The 18,579-nt window shown below is 30.5% G+C and carries 16 protein-coding genes; 2 read left to right on the plus strand and 14 right to left on the minus strand.

What is annotated here, in order from left to right; translation table 11 throughout:
• Positions 1 to 52 precede the first annotated feature (52 nt).
• From HMPREF3045_RS04065 to HMPREF3045_RS04105, 9 genes are all read right to left on the minus strand, one after another.
• Positions 53 to 730, minus strand: a complete 678-nt coding sequence (locus tag HMPREF3045_RS04065) for an LptM family lipoprotein (protein ID WP_070737160.1) — start codon at positions 728 to 730, stop codon at positions 53 to 55.
• A gap of 86 nt (positions 731 to 816) precedes the next feature.
• Positions 817 to 1,092: a hypothetical protein gene (locus HMPREF3045_RS04070; RefSeq protein ID WP_070737161.1), complete on the minus strand. Its 276-nt coding sequence runs from the start codon at positions 1,090 to 1,092 to the stop codon at positions 817 to 819.
• Positions 1,093 to 1,398: 306 nt separating this feature from the next.
• Positions 1,399 to 2,631: an MFS transporter gene (locus tag HMPREF3045_RS04075; protein WP_070737162.1), complete on the minus strand. Its 1,233-nt coding sequence runs from the start codon at positions 2,629 to 2,631 to the stop codon at positions 1,399 to 1,401.
• A 74-nt stretch (positions 2,632 to 2,705) separates the two neighbouring features.
• Positions 2,706 to 3,134 carry an ArsR/SmtB family transcription factor gene (locus HMPREF3045_RS04080; protein WP_070737163.1) on the minus strand — a complete coding sequence of 143 codons (429 nt, stop codon included), beginning with the start codon at positions 3,132 to 3,134 and terminating at the stop codon, positions 2,706 to 2,708.
• Between the two features lie 885 nt (positions 3,135 to 4,019).
• The gene (locus HMPREF3045_RS04085; protein ID WP_070737164.1) at positions 4,020 to 5,384 is read right to left on the minus strand and encodes an ABC transporter ATP-binding protein; all 1,365 of its coding nucleotides are present in this window, start codon (positions 5,382 to 5,384) and stop codon (positions 4,020 to 4,022) included.
• Complete coding sequence (locus tag HMPREF3045_RS04090; protein WP_070737165.1) at positions 5,378 to 6,067, minus strand: energy-coupling factor transporter transmembrane component T family protein; 690 nt, start codon at positions 6,065 to 6,067, stop codon at positions 5,378 to 5,380. Before HMPREF3045_RS04090 ends, HMPREF3045_RS04085 begins: the two co-directional genes overlap by 7 nt.
• Positions 6,067 to 6,648, minus strand: a complete 582-nt coding sequence (locus tag HMPREF3045_RS04095) for an MptD family putative ECF transporter S component (RefSeq protein WP_070737166.1) — start codon at positions 6,646 to 6,648, stop codon at positions 6,067 to 6,069. The genes HMPREF3045_RS04090 and HMPREF3045_RS04095 overlap by 1 nt, the downstream gene beginning before the upstream one ends.
• A gap of 10 nt (positions 6,649 to 6,658) precedes the next feature.
• Positions 6,659 to 8,380 (minus strand): ABC transporter ATP-binding protein, encoded by a 1,722-nt coding sequence (locus HMPREF3045_RS04100; RefSeq protein WP_070737167.1) that lies wholly within the window; start codon positions 8,378 to 8,380, stop codon positions 6,659 to 6,661.
• Positions 8,364 to 10,118, minus strand: a complete 1,755-nt coding sequence (locus HMPREF3045_RS04105; protein ID WP_070737168.1) for an ABC transporter ATP-binding protein — start codon at positions 10,116 to 10,118, stop codon at positions 8,364 to 8,366. Before HMPREF3045_RS04105 ends, HMPREF3045_RS04100 begins: the two co-directional genes overlap by 17 nt.
• A gap of 160 nt (positions 10,119 to 10,278) precedes the next feature.
• On the opposite strand from HMPREF3045_RS04105, the gene HMPREF3045_RS04110 reads away from it, so the two are divergent.
• Positions 10,279 to 11,271: a helix-turn-helix domain-containing protein gene (locus tag HMPREF3045_RS04110; protein WP_070737169.1), complete on the plus strand. Its 993-nt coding sequence runs from the start codon at positions 10,279 to 10,281 to the stop codon at positions 11,269 to 11,271.
• A 447-nt stretch (positions 11,272 to 11,718) separates the two neighbouring features.
• On the opposite strand, the gene HMPREF3045_RS04115 is transcribed toward HMPREF3045_RS04110, so the two are convergent.
• A complete protein-coding gene (locus HMPREF3045_RS04115) occupies positions 11,719 to 12,219 on the minus strand; it encodes a GNAT family N-acetyltransferase (RefSeq protein ID WP_070737170.1) in 501 nt (166 codons plus the stop codon).
• Between the two features lie 381 nt (positions 12,220 to 12,600).
• Here HMPREF3045_RS04115 and HMPREF3045_RS04120 point away from each other — a divergent pair, with 381 nt between their 5' ends.
• Complete coding sequence (locus HMPREF3045_RS04120) at positions 12,601 to 14,088, plus strand: helicase HerA-like domain-containing protein (RefSeq protein WP_070737171.1); 1,488 nt, start codon at positions 12,601 to 12,603, stop codon at positions 14,086 to 14,088.
• 365 nt (positions 14,089 to 14,453) lie between these two features.
• Here HMPREF3045_RS04120 and HMPREF3045_RS09305 read toward each other — a convergent pair whose 3' ends face one another.
• The 4 genes from HMPREF3045_RS09305 to HMPREF3045_RS04130 form a co-directional block, all read right to left on the minus strand.
• Positions 14,454 to 14,618, minus strand: coding sequence for a hypothetical protein (locus HMPREF3045_RS09305; protein WP_180363005.1), 165 nt, complete (start codon positions 14,616 to 14,618; stop codon positions 14,454 to 14,456).
• Positions 14,619 to 14,755: 137 nt separating this feature from the next.
• The gene (locus tag HMPREF3045_RS04125; RefSeq protein WP_070737172.1) at positions 14,756 to 15,382 is read right to left on the minus strand and encodes a GNAT family N-acetyltransferase; all 627 of its coding nucleotides are present in this window, start codon (positions 15,380 to 15,382) and stop codon (positions 14,756 to 14,758) included.
• 528 nt (positions 15,383 to 15,910) lie between these two features.
• A complete protein-coding gene (locus tag HMPREF3045_RS09425) occupies positions 15,911 to 16,132 on the minus strand; it encodes a hypothetical protein (RefSeq protein WP_083316579.1) in 222 nt (73 codons plus the stop codon).
• A 55-nt stretch (positions 16,133 to 16,187) separates the two neighbouring features.
• Positions 16,188 to 18,579, minus strand: a 2,392-nt coding sequence (locus HMPREF3045_RS04130) for an ABC transporter permease (RefSeq protein WP_070737173.1), incomplete at its 5' end; no start/stop codon positions are given.

An 18,579-nucleotide genomic window follows, 5' to 3' on the forward strand; every position in this document is an offset into this window, starting at 1 on the left:
TTTATTTTAAAGCTTTTCTATCAGTTTCCTATCTAAAATATAGGTTATTCTTCTATTTACCATCCACAGATTCATATAATTTATCTATTTTTTCTTTAATCAAAGATTTATCAATAGAACTATCAGAAAAATAAAATAACTCTGTTTCTCCAATTTGATTTTTTTCTATATAACATTGAATAACACCTAGGGCTGGCAATGTGTAATAATTAACAACTCCTGTAGAAAATTCTTGATTGTCTGGATATATAAGTTTTGGAGTCTTTGCTATATTTAAAACTTCAATAATCATTTGACTTATCTTATCTGTTGTTATTTTGTTATTAGCATCATAAATAATTTCTATAGCCATAACGCTTTCATCATATATAAATTTTTGACCGTATTTTTCTACTACAATTTTTTTCGCCTTTTTAAAAAAATCTTCTTTTTTTAAAATTGTAGAAAGATATTCATCTCTGCAGGCAAAGTGATATATATTATCATATATCAAATCCCTAACCTTAAACTTTATACCCTTATCATCTTCAAACATTCCCTCATTTTTTTGTCTATCAAATGATTTGACAACTTTAAAATTATGTTCTGGATAAGCTTTATTCAAACACATAAGAATTCTTTGGTCAGTATCTTTTCCTGACAAAGGATTATCTTCATCTCTTTTTAGACCACAGCCACTAAATAGAGATATTAATATAGCAGTTGCCAATCCTAGTATAATTTTTTTCATATTTTATCCTTATTTTTTATTGTTAATCCAAAATTTCAAAATATTATTTTTTGTAAAATCATTATTGGTTTAAAATTAATTTTCCTTTAGTCATTTCTTTTTAAAATAGATACAGAGTTTACAGCTATAGACAATATAACTAGAACCCATAATGCTTTGCTCATTGTAGGCATAATGTCCATAAGAGATGCCCAGTCTTCTTTAATTACACGGCTAGCTCCATCAAAATATAATGCGCATACTGTTAAAGCTGTTAAAGACAAACTCAAAAATCTATATCCTTGTGTATTTTTATTTTTTATTGTTGCCATCACATTTAATAGTGCAAATATCATGGCACTTATTCCAAAAATTAACCACATAACTTTCTCCTAACTTTCTATTTTTTCTTCTAATTGGCATATTTACTTCCACACCCTATTCAAAAAAGCATAGAGCTAATTATCCGTACATACTCATTTTTTCTTGTTTTTTGCAAATTTTTAGATATTTTTAAACCTATTAGTAAGTTTTATAAACTAATTTTTTTATAGCTTTATCTGTTCTTATATTTAAATTAGTATTGCCTTAATCTCATCCATTTGTTTCATTATATTGTTAAATTCGTTCATAGTAAATAGAATGTCATTATATTAGTACAAAAATAAAGCTTATTTTTAATTAATTTTTTACAAAACATTATTAAAGTTATTAACTGAAGGCAATTTTCTAATATTTTTATTTAATGCCCAAAAGATAGCAACTAAAAATATAATAAAAGATCCAATAAAGATAGCCTTTGAACTTGATAAATATTCTCCTAAAAATCCACCAAATAAGGCTCCTAAGGGCGCCATAAAAGTAGAAATTCCAACCATAGCTCCCATAGCAGAGCCGATTTTTTCGCTTGGAACTATTATTTGAACCATGGTTTGAGCATAAACATTTACGACTCCTACAACAAACCAACCAAGCCCATACAAAACTACTCCTATTTTTATATTATTTTGAAAATTAGAAAAAAGTATCCAAGCTAAAGCTACAATCATCATTCCATAAATGTATAATTTCCCTAAAGATATTTCTTTTAATTTTGGAAATCCTGCAAATAAAGACCCAAGTAAAAGACCTGCTCCCATTCCTGCAAGCATTAAACTATAAAATATTTCATTTTTTGCAAAAGCAGGTAAAACCGCACTTATTGATGTAGCAGAAAAGTTAATAAAAACTATTCCAAGAACTAGGGCAAAAATTCTTGAATCTTTAAATAAATAAATTCCATCTTTAAGAGATTTGAAGTGATTTTTTATTAGATTTTCTTTTGATTTTTCTTCTCTTTTTTGGGAATGGCTAAGTTTTTTTGATAAAAAACAAAATAAAATCCCTGTCAAAATAAAACTTATAGAATCAGCAAAAAAAGCTGTCATAAAACCACACAATGAAATTATAAAACCTGCAAGGGTATCAAAAATTGCATTTGATCCTTGGTAAGCCATAGTCATCAAAGAATTTCCTGTAACAAGTTCTTTTTCAGATAAAATTTTTGGAAGTAGAGATATTTGACCTGGATAAACAAGTTGATTAATCAATGAAATTATTGGCATTATTACCATAATATGATAGACGCTCAATTTTCCAAATTTATACAAAAATGGAATAATTAAAATTAAAACTGCTTGAAAAAATTGAGATAAAATCAAAAATTTTTTCATATTAATTTTATCCAAAATTGGACTTAATAGTAATTGAAATATTGCTGTTGATGATGTAAGAAAAAGAGTAAGGCCCGAATAAATTGTAGATCCACTCATTTTGTAAACTAAAAGAGTTGATGCAATAGCATAAAGGCTATCTCCAAAATTTGTTATTAGTCGCCCTAAAAGCAGGACATAAAAATCTTTATTTTTAATCATTTTTAACATTCTCCTTATATTTAACGTTTTGATTTATTTGACTGTTGTGTATTTTTTTACCAGTAAGGATTAACTTACTGGTTTTAAGATAATTTATAAATTTGTACTTGAAAACTTTCTTGGGTATCATCATTTTGACTGTATTTTTTTATTAAATCATTTAATTCTTTTTCGAATGATTTATAAGATTTGCCAGAAATTTTAAAAGAAAATACCTTCTCTTCTAAATTTTTATTAAATATTTCACTATTAGGAATAAAAGCCTTGGCCACAGGCAAAAAATATTTTTGAGTGATTCCATTAATAAGTTCAGTATCAACGACTTCTATAATTTTATTTTGTTCTAAAATTTTTAAGTGATAGTGAATTTTTGACCTACTTACCCCAAGAGCATCTGATAAATCTTGGGCATTTTTTGGACTAGTTCCTAAAGTCATAATTATTTTAAGTCTTAAAGGATCACTTACAATATTAATTTCTTCCAACGAATTTAAAATATGAACTTCTTTCAAAATACACCTCCATATCTTATTTTCTTTATTGTAACTTAAATTTACTATACTGTCAAACAATTTTGAACGTTAAATTTTATCATCAAAAAATAACCCTTTGATTCCTAAAATTCAAGAGTTATTTTCATATTCCTATTAAGATTTTAAATAATTTATTAGTAGATAAATATTTAGATAGAGTCCATAATATTATGTAAATTATCTTAGTACAGTATTCACTAATCAGCAAATTTAAACTTATATATTAATAGAATAATTTTTATTTAAGTTTTTTTCTACCTATAAAATTTTTTATGATACATTCTTCTTTCTATTTTCTACTGGTAAATTAGCTTTAGTTTTGGTTGTTTTTATATTTCATAGCTTAATATTTCACTGTTGTACATATCTAAGTATGGATTTAAATATAATTTCTTTATTTTTTCTTTTAATTGTTCTTCATTTAATAAATTAACTTCTTCAATAGTTAATTTTGCTGATGATTATAGTTTGTTATTTTTGTTTTCTTTTAGATTTTAGTCCTTTAATTCCCTTTTTAAAGTCATTGATCCATCTTCTTATTAAAATTTTATTAGGTATATAATATTTATATGAGTTTCTAGATTCTTAATATTTTTTTACTACTTTCATTTTAAATTCTGTGCTATATTTTGCCATAAAAACCGACCTCCTCAAGTTAGTTTTTAGGTCTAACTTTTATGTTGGAACAGCTCATAACTACATCCTTTTTTCTTTTATATTTTCCATTATATATCTTTATTTTGTATATTAGTAAGAATAGTAAGTACATATTAACTTAAGAAAAAATTGACATAGCACTTGCTTTTTGAATTGTACCCATAAAACTGGACACAATATTTAATCATTTACAGACCCGACTTTCTTTTACAATTTAAAAATCTCATCTGCCACTTCATTTAAAAATTCTATATCATGGGACACAATAAAAATTATTTTATCTTTATTTCTATATTTTTTTATTAGCTCAGATATTTTTTCCATATTGGAATAATCCATACCACTTGTAGGTTCGTCAAAAAAGACAAATGGAGAATCCTTACACATAACAGATGCTATTGCAAGTCTTTGCTTTTGCCCTCCTGATAAGCTCATTGGGTGTCTTTCAATAAATTCGTCCAGGCCTAAATCTTTTAAGATGATTTTTGCCTTTCCTTCATCAAAATTCTTTACTCCAAGGCTAAGCTCTTTGAATACTTCATCTGTGAATAATTGATGATTTACATCTTGCATAACAAGTGAAGAGTTTTTGAGTCTTCCTTTTTTAGATAGCTTCTCTCCCTTAAAATAAATTTCTTCTTTCGATTTTTTCTCAAGACCTATTAAACATCTTAAGAGCGTTGATTTTCCTAGTCCGTTGTATCCTGTTATGCCATAAATTTTACCAAGTTTAAAAGAAATATTTTTTACACTTAAACACTCATCATCAGTAAATTTGTAGCTAAGATCTTTTATCTGATACTCTCCACCATCTTTTAAATATGGAACTTCTAACTTACTTAGCTTTTTGTCCCTTAAACCTAAGTCCTTTAATTGTCTTGTATCTAACTCTAGAAATTCACTTCTACTATAAGATTCTTTAAGATTTCCTTTATCTATTAAAAAGACACGATCAATTATATCCATCAAGTAATAAATTCTATGCTCTGTTACAATTATGCTTATGCCCTTGTCTTTAAGTATTTTAAGCATATTAGTCAAAACACCTATACTTTTAATATCTAAATTCGATGAGGGTTCATCCATAACAACGAACTTTGTGCCTGCTATATAAGAAGCCGCAATGCAAAGTATTTGTTTTTCGCCGCCAGATAGATTAAATATATTTCTGTTCAAAAGATTTTTTATCGGGAATATTTCAAGCATGTCCTTCAAACGCACATCCATTTCTTCCCTTGTAAGACCTATATTTTCCAAATAAAATAATAGCTCTAATGTCGTATTGACATTAAAAAAATAAGTCTTAGGGTTTTGAAAAACAGTTGAGACAAGCATTGAGATTTGATAAAGTTCCAAATCTTTTATATTTTTACCATCAATAATTATTTCCCCACTTATTTTCGCATTATCATACCTTACAGCTAATCCATTAATAGAGTTTATTAAAGATGATTTCCCACTTCCACTTTTACCTGTAAAGAGTACACATTCTCCTCCAGCTATTGATAAAGATATATCTTCTAATATCTTTTCTTCACCATAATCAAGCCTTAAATTTTTTATTTCTACCATATTAAGCCTCCCACAATAAATCCAGCAACTGGTAAAACATAAATAAAATCAATTAGTTGTATCTTTACATGGATATACCTGGTCTTAGCAATTGGATTTTCTATTGCCTTTGTTTCTGCCGCTTTTGCAATGTCATCTGCTATATTCGAAGATATAATAAGCAGTGGAACTGAAACATATTCAAGATATTTGACTGGATTTTTAAAATTTATACCTCTTACTCTCATAGCCATTTTGATGTTTTTCTTCTCCTCTTTAAAGGATGGGAAGAATCTAAACATAACCGCAATAGGTATGGATAGATTTTTTGAAATTTTAAGCTTATCCATCGATGAAATTATTGCGCCTACATCAGAGGTCTTTATCATGAAGCTTGCTGCCATAAATGGCAATAAAAACATTCTAAAGACAATAGGTATACTTAAAAACATTTTAAGTATTGGGTTTAGTGTAGATAGAATCATAAAATTAGGTAAAGAATATAGCACTAAACATAAAACTATCCATTTAAAAAGTGTTTTTTTGTACCCATTCAAATAAAACAATATTAAAAATATACAAATAATCGCAAATTCAAAACAGATATTTATTCCATGCATTACTGTTAACCCTGTAAGGAATACTACTAATATTTTACTGATTGGATTTGGATTAAAGGGAGCATTTGAAGAAAAAGTAGGCATTATACAATGCCTGCTTTTTCAAAGTGTTTCTTCAACAGAGCCTTTCCTATATATGCCCCAATAATTCCTCCTATAAAAGCACCTAAAGCTACTAAAGCCATATGAGGATATGTTATTAGTTTTTCCAAGGCTACTACATAGTCATCCCCCATCATCTTGCAATGTTCTACATATACTTCTTTTGCTAAAAGCATTTGCATCATAGAACTACAAATCCATGTGCTAAAAATGGCATAAGATATCATATTATATTTAAATGACTTATAGTTTCCAATTTTTCTAATTAACTCTGCTATTATCATAACGATAAGCGATAGAACTACAACTACGTAGGTATGTCCAGCAGCAAACATCACAAGTGGAGATATCATACCGAATATAAATAATGCCCATGGTTTTTGAACTTTAGTCATAAATAACATAACTACAGTTCCTGCAATTATGCCCAAAACTGTTGGGTATATTAAAAACAATATCGGAATCATTCCCATCATACCAACACCAAACATCAAGGCAAAATAAATTACGCCAAAAACACCGATACTTACTAAATCTTTTACTTTTAATTTTTTATTATCCATTGTAGTCCTCCTAATAAATAAATTCTTCTGCCATTTTTGTCTTTTCTATTAAATTCTTGTAAACTTTTGATTTTTGTAAAAGCTCTTCATGGTTGCCTTCACTTTCTACTTTTCCATTTTCAAGAACTACTATCTTGTCAGCATTTTCTATGGATTTCATTCTGTGTGAAATGATTACAACAGTTTTATCTTTAATCAAATTATTTAAAGACTCTTGAATCTTTTTCTCGTTGTCAACATCAAGGCTTGCTGCTATCTCGTCTAAGATCAATATCGGTGCATCTTTTAAGAAGGCCCTGGCTATTGATAATCTCTGTCTTTCTCCGCCTGATAGCTCAGCACCGTTTTCACCAATAACCGTATCGAAACCCTTGTCCATTTTTTCTATAAAATCTGTGCAGTTTGCAAGTTTTGCTGCTCTTTTTACTTCTTCATCGCTTGCATCTTGCTTTCCAATTCTAATGTTTTCCATAACGCTTTGATTAAAGAGAACTACATCTTGAAAAACAATAGACACCTTATCAAAAAGGGATTCTGTTGATATTTCCTTTATATCTTTGCCATCAATTAATATTTGTCCTTCATCATAATCATAAAGTCTTGATATAAGTTTCAAGATAGTTGTTTTACCGCATCCGCTTGCACCTACTAAAGCAGTAACCTCTCCCTGCTTAGCTCTAAAGCTTACCCCATTTAAAACTTTTGCGTCTTTATTGTAAGCAAATTCAACATCTTTTAGATCAATATCAAATTTTTTCAAATTATAGTCATCGCCTTCTTGTAAATCTTGATTTTCAATTTCTTTTAGTCTTTCAATTTTTGGCGATAAATAAAATATCTCCATCAAGCCCTCTTTAGAAGCATCTAAAGAGTCTTTTATCTTCATAGCTGCTAGTAAGTATCCTACAAGGTAGAGAGGACTTATCTCTTTATTGATAATTAAATTAACTCCTACAAGTATTACAACAGCAAGGGATATGAAGCTAAATATTGAAGATATAGACATAGTTAAAATAAGTCCTATCTCTGTCTTTAAGTGCACTTTTTCACTTTTATCCATTTTTTCATAGAGCTTTTCTTTCATTTCCTCTGATAAGCCATAGGCTTTAATCTCCATTTGCATTTCGATATTTTCCTGAAAACTTTCTGAGTTTTTTCTTAGAATATCATAATATCTTTTATGTCCCTTAACCTGAATTTTTTTAGATAAAGGTATAAATATAAAGCTTAAAAGTGATGGAATAATTACAGCTAAACCCATCTTGACATTGCTCACTAGCATCATAATGGATATTAGTGGGAAGAAGAGTGCCATACCGCCCACTTTTGGTATCGAGTGGCTCATTGCATGCTCTATACCTTCAATATCAGACATGATTGTTTGCGCTAGGTCTGAAATATCATGCTTAGAAAAGTATGATAGAGGTAGTTTTGATAAATTCTCCGCTGTCCTTATTCTTAAATCTGCACTTTCTTGATATGTTGTGCTGTATAATTTATCGTATTCGATAGAAAGCAAAATATACATTGCTATCAAGGTCAAGGCTGAGAATACTATATAAAAGCCCTTGCTTCTACCAATATTTTCCAAAACTTCCTGAGCAAAAATCATTAGTAATATCGCAGGAAGCATGTTTATACAATAAACGAAAAATGAAGCCAGTGTTGCTTTACTTAAATTTCTTGCTCCTTTATCTGTAAGAGCAAATCTTTTTTTATAAAACTCCTTCATTTGAAACCCTCCATTCATTCGCACTGTTAAAGAGTTCTTGCAGTCTCTTATACTTTGTATCACTTGACATTAATTCTTTGTCAGAACCTCTTTCTATAATTTTTCCACTATCCATTACAATAACTTCATCAAGGTCTTTAATTGTAGATAGTCTGTGTGCAATCATGATAACTGTTTTATCCTTCATCAGATTTTTAAAAGCTTTTTGCAATTCAAACTCGTTATCTGGGTCAATAGATGCTGATGCTTCATCCATAATAATAATTTTGGAATCCTTTAAAATTGCTCTAGCAATTGCAATTCTTTGTTTTTCTCCACCTGATAAATAAACTCCTTTTGAGCCTATGATTGTATTTTCTCTTTCTGGGAATTTGTCTAGTATCAAATCGCATCCTGCTAATTTTAAGGCTCTCATAACGTCATCTTTGCCTGCATCTTTATTAGCTAAAGCGACATTATCATAAATACTTTTCTTGAATAATTTTGAATCTTGAAAAACAAAGGAAATGGCTTTAATTAAGGCTTCGTCAGAGTATTCACTTATTGCTACGCCGCCTATCTTTATGCTTCCTTCATTAACATTGTAAAAACCCGATATAAGTTTTGCTACAGTCGATTTGCCTGATCCCGATGAACCGACTAGCGCATAGGACTTTCCTTCTTCTAATTTAAAGGATAAATTTTCAATGACAGCCTTATCATTGTAAGCAAAGCTAACATTGTCAAATTCTATATTATAGTTTTTAAAATTATTGACATTGTCATGGACCAATTTGTCTTTTTGCATATCCTTATAAAGAGCCTCTAAAGTATCCACTGCATAATTGCCTTGAGAAATATACATAGAGTACCACATCATCCTCATGAATGAAACAAAGAGAACTCCCGATAAGAATAAAATCATGATAAGCTCAAGTAAAATCACCTTGGTGCTGCCTAAGCTAGCCATAAAATAAACTATAGGAATAATTAAAATTGCAATCAAACCAAAAAATAACCATTGATACAAAACATAAGGCTTTTTACAAGATAGTGAATAATCATAAGCATATTTTGAGTAATCTTTTATCGCCTTATAAAAGCTTTTAAATGACTCTACATTTGCTCTAAATATTTTTACAACTTGCATTCCTCTTACGTATTCAACAGTTTCAGCGCTTAGTTTAGATAGGGCTTCTTGGTATATCTTCATAAATTCTTGCTCGCCCATCATCGCCCCTAAAATTAAGCCGCCCATTATTGTAAGAGCAAGTAAAGTGATTCCAACCCTTATACTTACTATAAAGCCAAGTGCAAGTATAAGCACGGGTGTAACTATTGCCTGAGAGCTATCTGGAATCATGTGGGCTACAACCTGATGAGTTTGCGCGGCGTTGTCATCTATGATCTTTCTTATTTGACCAGATGGATTTAAGTCAAAGAACCTAAAACTTGCTTTCTCTAAGCCGTCTATCCCCCTTTTTCTTAAATTTGTTTCAAGCCTAAAACCTAGTATGTGAGAACATGTTCCTGAAACAGAATAAAATATTGCTCCACTTGTTAGTGTGATAACAGATTTTAATGCTAAGCTCTCTGCACCAGATAAATCTGAATTAATTATTAACTTATCCAGAAATTTGTAGATTAAATAATATCCATATACTGTAAGTGCAGCAGATATAGCAGAAAAAACTATAGCTAAAACCCCAAGATATTTTTTATCCTGTACATACGCAAATAGTTTTTTGTAAATCTTCATAATCATATCTCCTTTCTTTGATGTTCCTTTTAGATATAAATTTTCTTAGTTGATAATAACTATCATTGCTTTTCTATTATACATCGGCTATAATTAATAATACAATAGTTTTGAATTAATAAAGCTAATTGGAATATTGTCTAAAAGGGATATGTGGATTATGAGTTACTATGATTTTGTAAAAGATTATATGAAAGTAGATGAATGTAAAAACAATAAAAAGTATTCAAGTGCAGGTCACACTTTTTGTTGGAAAAAAGAGGATTCAACTTATGCAGATGGTCTATATTGGTTTTATGAAGGAGATGGATTTATTATTGATGTCCATGATTTTTATATCAGAGAGGAAGTGATTCAAAATAATACCTATAGTATGGCAGACTATGTTTCAATTTATTCAAGTTACATTGTCAGTGCAAACGGAGAAAAGTTTAGTCCGTATCAAACTATTACCGCAAACTCTTTATGTACTTTTGATTTTGATAATATAAAAGATGACTTTCTATTTTTATTACACGAGAATTCTTATTATCTTGCTGTTTCTATAGGCTTTAAAAGAGAACTTTTGGAAAAACACCTATTATCGATTAACATTAATCCAGAATCTTTTTATTCGACCTTACTTCAAACTAATCAAATTATACTTACAAAGGCCTTAGAAAAAGTGGCAATGGAAATATTAAATTGTAAGATGGACTCTCCTGCCGCTGATTTTTTCTTTAAAGCCAAAGCAAATGAATGGGTAAGTATTGTAATAGATACCTACTTAAATAGAAAAAAATATAAAATTGAATCTGATGATAATAAAGCACTTGAAGATGTAGTAAGATTCTTGGATGATCATTTCGCCATGAATGTAAATCAAGAAACCCTTGAAAAAATATCTAAAATGAGCGGAACAAAATTAAAAAATTTGTTCAAAGAAAAATATGGTCAAAGCATTACAGAATACACCCAAAGAAAAAGAATGAATGTAGCTGAAACTCTTCTCTTAAATACCGAACTACCTATAAAGGAAATTGCAGAATCTGTTGGATACACATCCCATAGCAAATTTTCCATTTATTACAAAAGATATAAAGGAAAACTTCCTAGTGAAGTCCGTAATTTAGCTTGCAAACATCACAATTTAAAATGCGATTATTGTGATTAAAATTAATTTTTTATTTATACGCCCACATCTTATATGAGTTTAAATATATACGCATATATATTTGTATGGTCCGAATAAATTTGATTTAAAAAATGGAAAAAAATAAAGGCAGTCCCAAGATGGTCTGTAAATAATTTTGTGTCCAGTTTTATGGGTACACATCAATGTCAGGATTTAGCTTGATACACAAAATTATTTACAGATACAAACTTTTCTTTTAAAAGTAATTTTAACCCTATTTTTAATTTTCCCCTCCTAAACAATATAATTTCAAAATGTTTTTAAATCTATATTATAATTTTATTAATATTTTGTTAATTTTTTATTATAATAAGAAAGTAAAGTCCATAATATTGTGCTAGTAAATTTTACACAAAATTATGGACTTGACATAAACTTAGTACTCTAAAAAAATAATATATATTTATCTAAATTAATTAATACCTACTAAAGTATTTTTTCTGCAAGTAAAATTGTTCCTCCTGATCTTTCTACTTCTTTGATAAGATTAAATCCATTCTTTTTCCAAAAAGCTTTTGACTGGGGATTTTCCTTGTCAATGCCTAGGCGAACTTTTATTTTGCCTATTTTTGTAATATAAGCTAGAACACTTTGAATAATTTCAGTTCCTATCCCTTGGCCTTGGTATAAAATATTTACCATAAAAAATCCAATAAAACAGGTTTCTTCGTCTGGATAGCCATCTAAAATATCTAAAACGGCAACTAAAAGTTCATCTTTGAAAAATCCTAAATAATATTTATTATCTTCATTTACTCCTTCAGGTCTTAGGTAAAGGTCACTTAAGATTTGTTCTCTACTTATCTTTGCTTGACAGTAACGATAATATAACTTATTGCCTTGGCATAATCTGTATATGGTTTCAATATCATTTTCTGTAAGTTTTTCAACATTATAAGTTTTACTCATATTTTTTATAGTTAACATTTTATCACCTTGAATTCTTCCTCTTTAAATGTCAATTATCTTCTCATCAATTCCACAACTAGCAAATTGAAATACTCTTATCCGAAGGCTTGGCATTGAGAATCTGGATAATACTAAAATTATTTTAGCACAAATCAATGATTATAAGCTAATTAATAGTTATAATATTACATGCCCACGATGAAATTATATATATTCTTTCATATCTTCTTAAACTAGGTAATCTTTCATCTTCATTTCCTGTATTTTGAAATTTTTTACTTGTTCAATATATAAATGATAACTCTTTTACATCTTTTTCAGGATATATTTATGTTCATGTTTTCCTCTATATATTAATTTGTTATGTTATAATGAAATTAGTTATGAAAGGAGGTTCTCATGGACAAAATTTTGATTGGCAATGGGAATAAGGAAAACTATATTCTTTTAAATAAAATAAATCGACACGGACTGATCAGCGGTGCTACTGGAACTGGAAAAACTGTCACTCTAAAGGTGCTTACGGAAGGTCTATCTGACGCTGGAGTTCCAACTATCCTTGCGGATGTGAAGGGCGATCTTGCAAATATTTCAAAGTCTGGCAAAATGAATGACAAATTAAATTCAAGGCTTGAAGAACTTGGTATCTCTAATTTTGATTTTAAAAATTATCCTGTAAATATGTGGGATATCTACGGCGAAAAAGGAATTCCACTTAGGGTCACTGTTTCAGAGATGGGGCCTCTTATGCTCGCAAATATTTTAGACCTAAACGATACTCAGGCTGGGGTTTTAAATATTATTTTCAAAGTTGCCGACAGTGAGGGTCTTCTATTAATCGATTTAAAGGATCTTAAACAGATGATAAATTTTGTCGGTGAAAATAGGGACGAGATTAGTAGGACTTACGGCAATGTGGCTAGTCAAAGTCTCTCTGCAATTTCTAGAAAGCTTTTGTTTATTGAAGATGCAGGCGGAGATTTATTCTTCGGAGAGCCTGCGATAGATATAGGAGATTTTATTAGAACAGACACAAGTGGTAAGGGTGTTGTAAATATTTTAAATGCCACAAAATTGATTTCAAATCCACTTCTCTACTCCATGCTTCTTTTATACTTGCTTTCAGAAATCTATGAAAACTTCCCAGAACTTGGAGATTTGGACAAACCTAAGCTTGTATTTTTCTTTGACGAAGCACATTTACTATTTAACAACACGCCAAAAGTTTTACAGGACAAGATTATCCAAGTCGTTCGTCTCGTGCGCAGTAAAGGAGTGGGCGTTTTCTTCATCACACAAAATCCTCTCGACATACCAGAATCCGTTTCATCACAACTTTCCAACAGAATCGTACATCAACTAAGAGCTTATTCTCCAAAGGAACTAAAGGCTATAAACGCTGTTGCAGACACATTTAGACAAGATGAATCCATGGATATAAAAGAAGAAATCATAAATCTTAGGACCGGAGAAGCATTGGTTTCATTTGCCGATGAAAGTGGGGCACCAACTGTGGCAGACAAGGCAATGATTCTTCCACCCCACTCATCCTTTTCAACACTAACCGATGAGGAGTATAGAGTCTTGGTTAATTCTTCTCCACTTTATACAAAGTACAAGGAAGCAATTGACAGACAATCCGCCTACGAAATTCTTTTAGAAAGAATTGAAAGAGAAAAGCTTGAAGCTGAAAAAGAAAAATCAGAAGCCGAAAGACAGAAAGAACTTGATGCTCAAAAAAAAGAATTCGAAAAAGCACAAAAATCCAACCGAAGCCAAAAGACTTACTTCGATAAGGGCATCGACTCCATGCTCGGCACCATTACGAGAACCATTGGTCGTGAAATCGCAAGAGGCCTCCTAGGTTCTATAAAAAAAAGAAGATAATATAAAAGACCGGAAATAAATCCGGTCTTTCTTATATTCGTTTAGATCCTATTTTTTTAAAGCTTTTTCAATTAAGACCAAGTTGGCACCTTCCAGCCCGTTAAAGGCGCAAAGAAGGATGTCGATTTCTTTATAGCCCAACGATTAGTAGGTTCTTCTGACAACTTTATTCTTTTCAATCGTATCAATGCGTAACTAGTTACAATTATTTTTCAACGCATCGTCTTCATAAAATTTCAAAAACGCTTTGCCATAGCCTTTTCCCTTTTTTCCGGGATCGATTACGATGGGTGAAGCACCATGACTTCCGATGGATCCGCTTTATACCTCCAATTGGCACTTGTTTTGCTTTTCTAATCGTCCTTTTATTTTTCCTTTTTGTACTTGTTTCCACATCCGATGCCGAAAAGCATCGTACCAATAATCCATGCGTACTCCGTTTTTCCTGTTTTATAGGACATGTATATGGAAGCAATAAGCGCAATGAACGCGATAATTGTTAATATCAGCCACAGATTCTTTTTTTCCATTTTTACTCCTTTAATTTGGTTTATCTTCCAACCGCTTGTCATAACTAAGTTATCCAAGGTTTGCATCTTTGCAAACTTGAATTTACCGATTTTAGACAGGGAGATTTTATCTCCCCGCCATCATAAATCTTTTTCGTTTAGAAAAGTTGTCCCGGTTGCTTAAGTTTCTCTTTGTATGGAAAACCCTTATCAAACTCTTCAGCTTCTGCTTCATCTACAAAATATCCTGCAGGTGTTTCATACTCTCCAGTTACGCCATCTAAATAACCCGGAATCAACTCTTTGCAAAGAAAGAACGATGCGTCTTCACCCTCTGGAAGTCCATGATAACGAATACCGAATTTGCTAGCATAAGTGAATCCACTCTTTCCATAAAAGTCAACATTACCTTCAAAACATACTGCACCAAATCCCATCTTTGCAGCCTTATCAAGACAATAGTCCAGCAATACCTTGCCATATCCCTTCCTCTTGAGCTCGGGTGTGATGCAGATAGGTCCCATAGTCACGATTTGAATATCCCTTCCGTCATCAGCCTTGATTACCGCTTTCATGAAAATGTTCTGTCCGATCAGCTTACCATTAAGCTCCATCACATAATCCAGTTCTGCAATGAAGTCAGAATTATTTCGCAATTGATTCAGAACAAAATGCTCCAGACAACCGGGACGGTACACATTCCAAAATGATTCTCTTACAAGATTTTCTACTTCACGGTATTCTTCTTTTTTCTCCAAACGTATTGTAATGTTATTTTTATTCATTCTTTATTTCTTCCTTAATGTTGTTAACTTCAACTGCATTCCTGCGGGAGGTTGTATTTGACTGTATCTGCAACCTCCCGGTTACGCTACAATCTCCATTGTGTTGTACTTGATCAAAAAGCACTCTCCTTAAAATTAATATTTATATTTAAGCCTAAATGGCAAAAATAACTACGTAAAACAGACTCCGATTTCTAACTTTAGTAAAAATATAATAACACACGCAGTCTTCAATGCCCTATTGGAAATACAAACTTTCCTGAGCTTTTATCTAGTCTCAAAATAACCCATAAATACGCTACTCTCGATATTTATTCGTTTTAATTCTTTACTTTTGACAGCAGACATACGCACTAGATATGGCTGGAGTGGATTAGTATGGATAAAATTTAATTTTTTTCAAAAGCCTCGTATGTGGAAATATGTCCAATTAGTATTCATCTTATGATCTATTATATCATTCTTAAGCACATAAAAAACAGCCCATAAAAGAGCTGTTTAGGTTATTATTTTCTTGTTTTAGTTATATTACTTATATAGATGACCTACAAACATGGCTATAGGCAGTAATAAGATTAACATAATATTCAACACTATAAATAATCTGTCCTTTACCTTTACCCCAAATATTGAACCTATTAGTCCAATAATTCGGCAGACAAACATTGATGTGAGTCCAGTTGGTCTTATACTGGTATAGCTTTCAAATATATCGACTGGAAGTAGGTAAGAAAGAGCAAAAATTGCGATTCCAACTACAAATAATTTTTTACTTTTTTCTTCATAAACTTCTCTTACTTTGAAATTATATTGTTCGAATTAAATCTATGGTCGGTCTGTCTAATATTCTCTTTAATGAAAAATGATAGATGATTAGATTAATACCATAGACGACTAGTGAGAATCCTAAGAAACTTTTGTATTCATAATATTTTATTAAAGTACTCATTCTTAAATCAGAAGCGATTATCGATATTATAAACATAACTCCTAAGCTAACCATAATAGAAATTATAAAGGACTTTAACTGCTCTCCAATAAATTCTTTTTGATAAATACTCTTTAACTCATCCACATCCATACCACATGAGTAGAGACTTCCGATTTCTTTTTTTCTGCTCATGAGACTTAAATTAATGGATGAGTATCCATTGGTGATATTTAGTACAAAGATGATTGATGCAATTCCTATTACAATTTTTATTAGACTTTTCAAATCATTATATTCATTTTTTGCGGTCTCCTCACCTGTTGTGATATTAAAGCGATCTTCTGGTGAGATTTTACTTCTAATCATGGCCTCTACATATTCTTTTACATCTTTGGTATCAGAATCTTTTACCTTCATATTTAAAGTATAGGCATACTCTGAATATTTTTCATCGCCGGACTCTTCCATCAGTTTAAAATAAGTGTCAAAATCTGTATAAACTTTTACATCAAAGGGCATTGTTCTCGACTTATATTTTCCCAAATCTGTTATAGTCTTTGAAATTTTAATAGTCTTATTATAATCATTTTCAAAGTTAATGTCTAAAGTCTGTGGGTTTTCAAAATATGGAATTCTCTTTGCCTTTGCTATTGGAATAGAGGAATCTTCTTGAATTGTATTGTAGAGGACAAATTCGCCCTTCTTTCCTCCAAGTTCTTTTAAGTCTTTTTCTTCTAAGGCGATGATAAACCCATCCATACCCTTTGCCTTATATTTTTTTATATTCTTTTTCGCTTCCTCATCTAATCCAACTGCCTTTGCTTCTTTTGAGAATTCGTTATTGTTTTCTACTTGAACATACTTATCTTTTGAAATATAAGACTTTTCGTTAGGAATTTTATCTACAATTTCTTTTAATATTTTTGGGACTTGGTTATTTTCACTAAAATAGTCCACGGAAAAATTATAGCCAGCATCGTAATGCGAAAAATTTCTGTAGTATGTTGAGATGCCTATGATAATTATAAAAACCGAAATTATAATTATCCCTATTGCAGAAATATATCGTTGTGATTTTATTGATGCCAAGTTGTTGAGTTTTAATTCCTTCCAAAAATCTTTGGCTCTTTTCTTCTTAGACTTTGAAAAGTCTATATTTCCTCTTATGCCGTCTATAATGTTTATTTTAGAAATCTTTTTCGCAGGGGATTTAATAGCTAGTGCTACAATCACAAAGGAAACTACAAGTATTGCCAAACTTAATAAGGGATTAAATTTCATTACTTCAAAGGCACTTACTCCTTCGCCTATTGTTATGTTTTTATACAAACAATACATAAAGAAAAATCCTGCAGTATGTCCTAAAAGTATTGGAATTGCAGTTATAATAAGTCCTTCCTTTAGAAGTAAGAAATAAATTTGTCCATTGGTAGATCCTATAGACTTATAAATAGAAAGCTCTCTAATCTTCCTTAGTCCCCAAACCCAAAATATATTTTTTATAAAAAATACAAAGATTGCTATACATCCAAGAACTGATAGAACAAGAACAGCCTGGCTCATTATATTTTGTAAGGGTTCGTTTTCTACTCCATAATAGTTTATAAGACTTTTAGAAAATTCTAAATGAACATCTTTACCAAGTATTTTGTTTATTTCATTTTGCATCTTATCTTTATTTTTGTAAGCTTCTTCGAAAGAATTAAACTTTATAAATGTTCTAAATATAGGCATTTTATCTTGTAACCCTAGAGCAAAATTCAGTTTACTGTACTTGTTGTAGACATCTCCGTAAACACCAACTAAAGTAAAGCTTTTAGAACCTTGGCTCTCAAATTTTTCTCTGTCAGTATTTGCACTTGTGGGACCTATCTCTTCGCCATTTAGAAACCTTTTGCCCAAATCAAGTTCTAGTTTGTCGCCTATTTTAAGTTTATTTTTCTTTACTAGGCTTTCAGATAGTACAATTTCGTCTTCCTTTTCAGCAAATCTGCCGTGGGTAAGTCTCGAATACTCTCTCATCTTATTGATTGCTTGGTCTTGGTAGTTTATAACGACTAAGTCGTCAGCAAGTTTTCCATTATCAGGATTAAGAGACATTTTTCCGACCAAGTCTATATCTTCAATGGATTTTAACTTTTCAACATCTTCATTTGAAAGTTCTTCTTTAATCTCCCCATGATAAAAGCTTGAAGCCATGTAATAACCATAGTTGGCCTTCATATTTGTATATCCGTAATAAAAAACCACAGTAAAAAACAGACTT

Origin of the sequence: Anaerococcus sp. HMSC075B03 (assembly GCF_001815585.1) — a bacterium.
GTDB lineage: Bacteria > Bacillota > Clostridia > Tissierellales > Peptoniphilaceae > Anaerococcus > Anaerococcus vaginalis.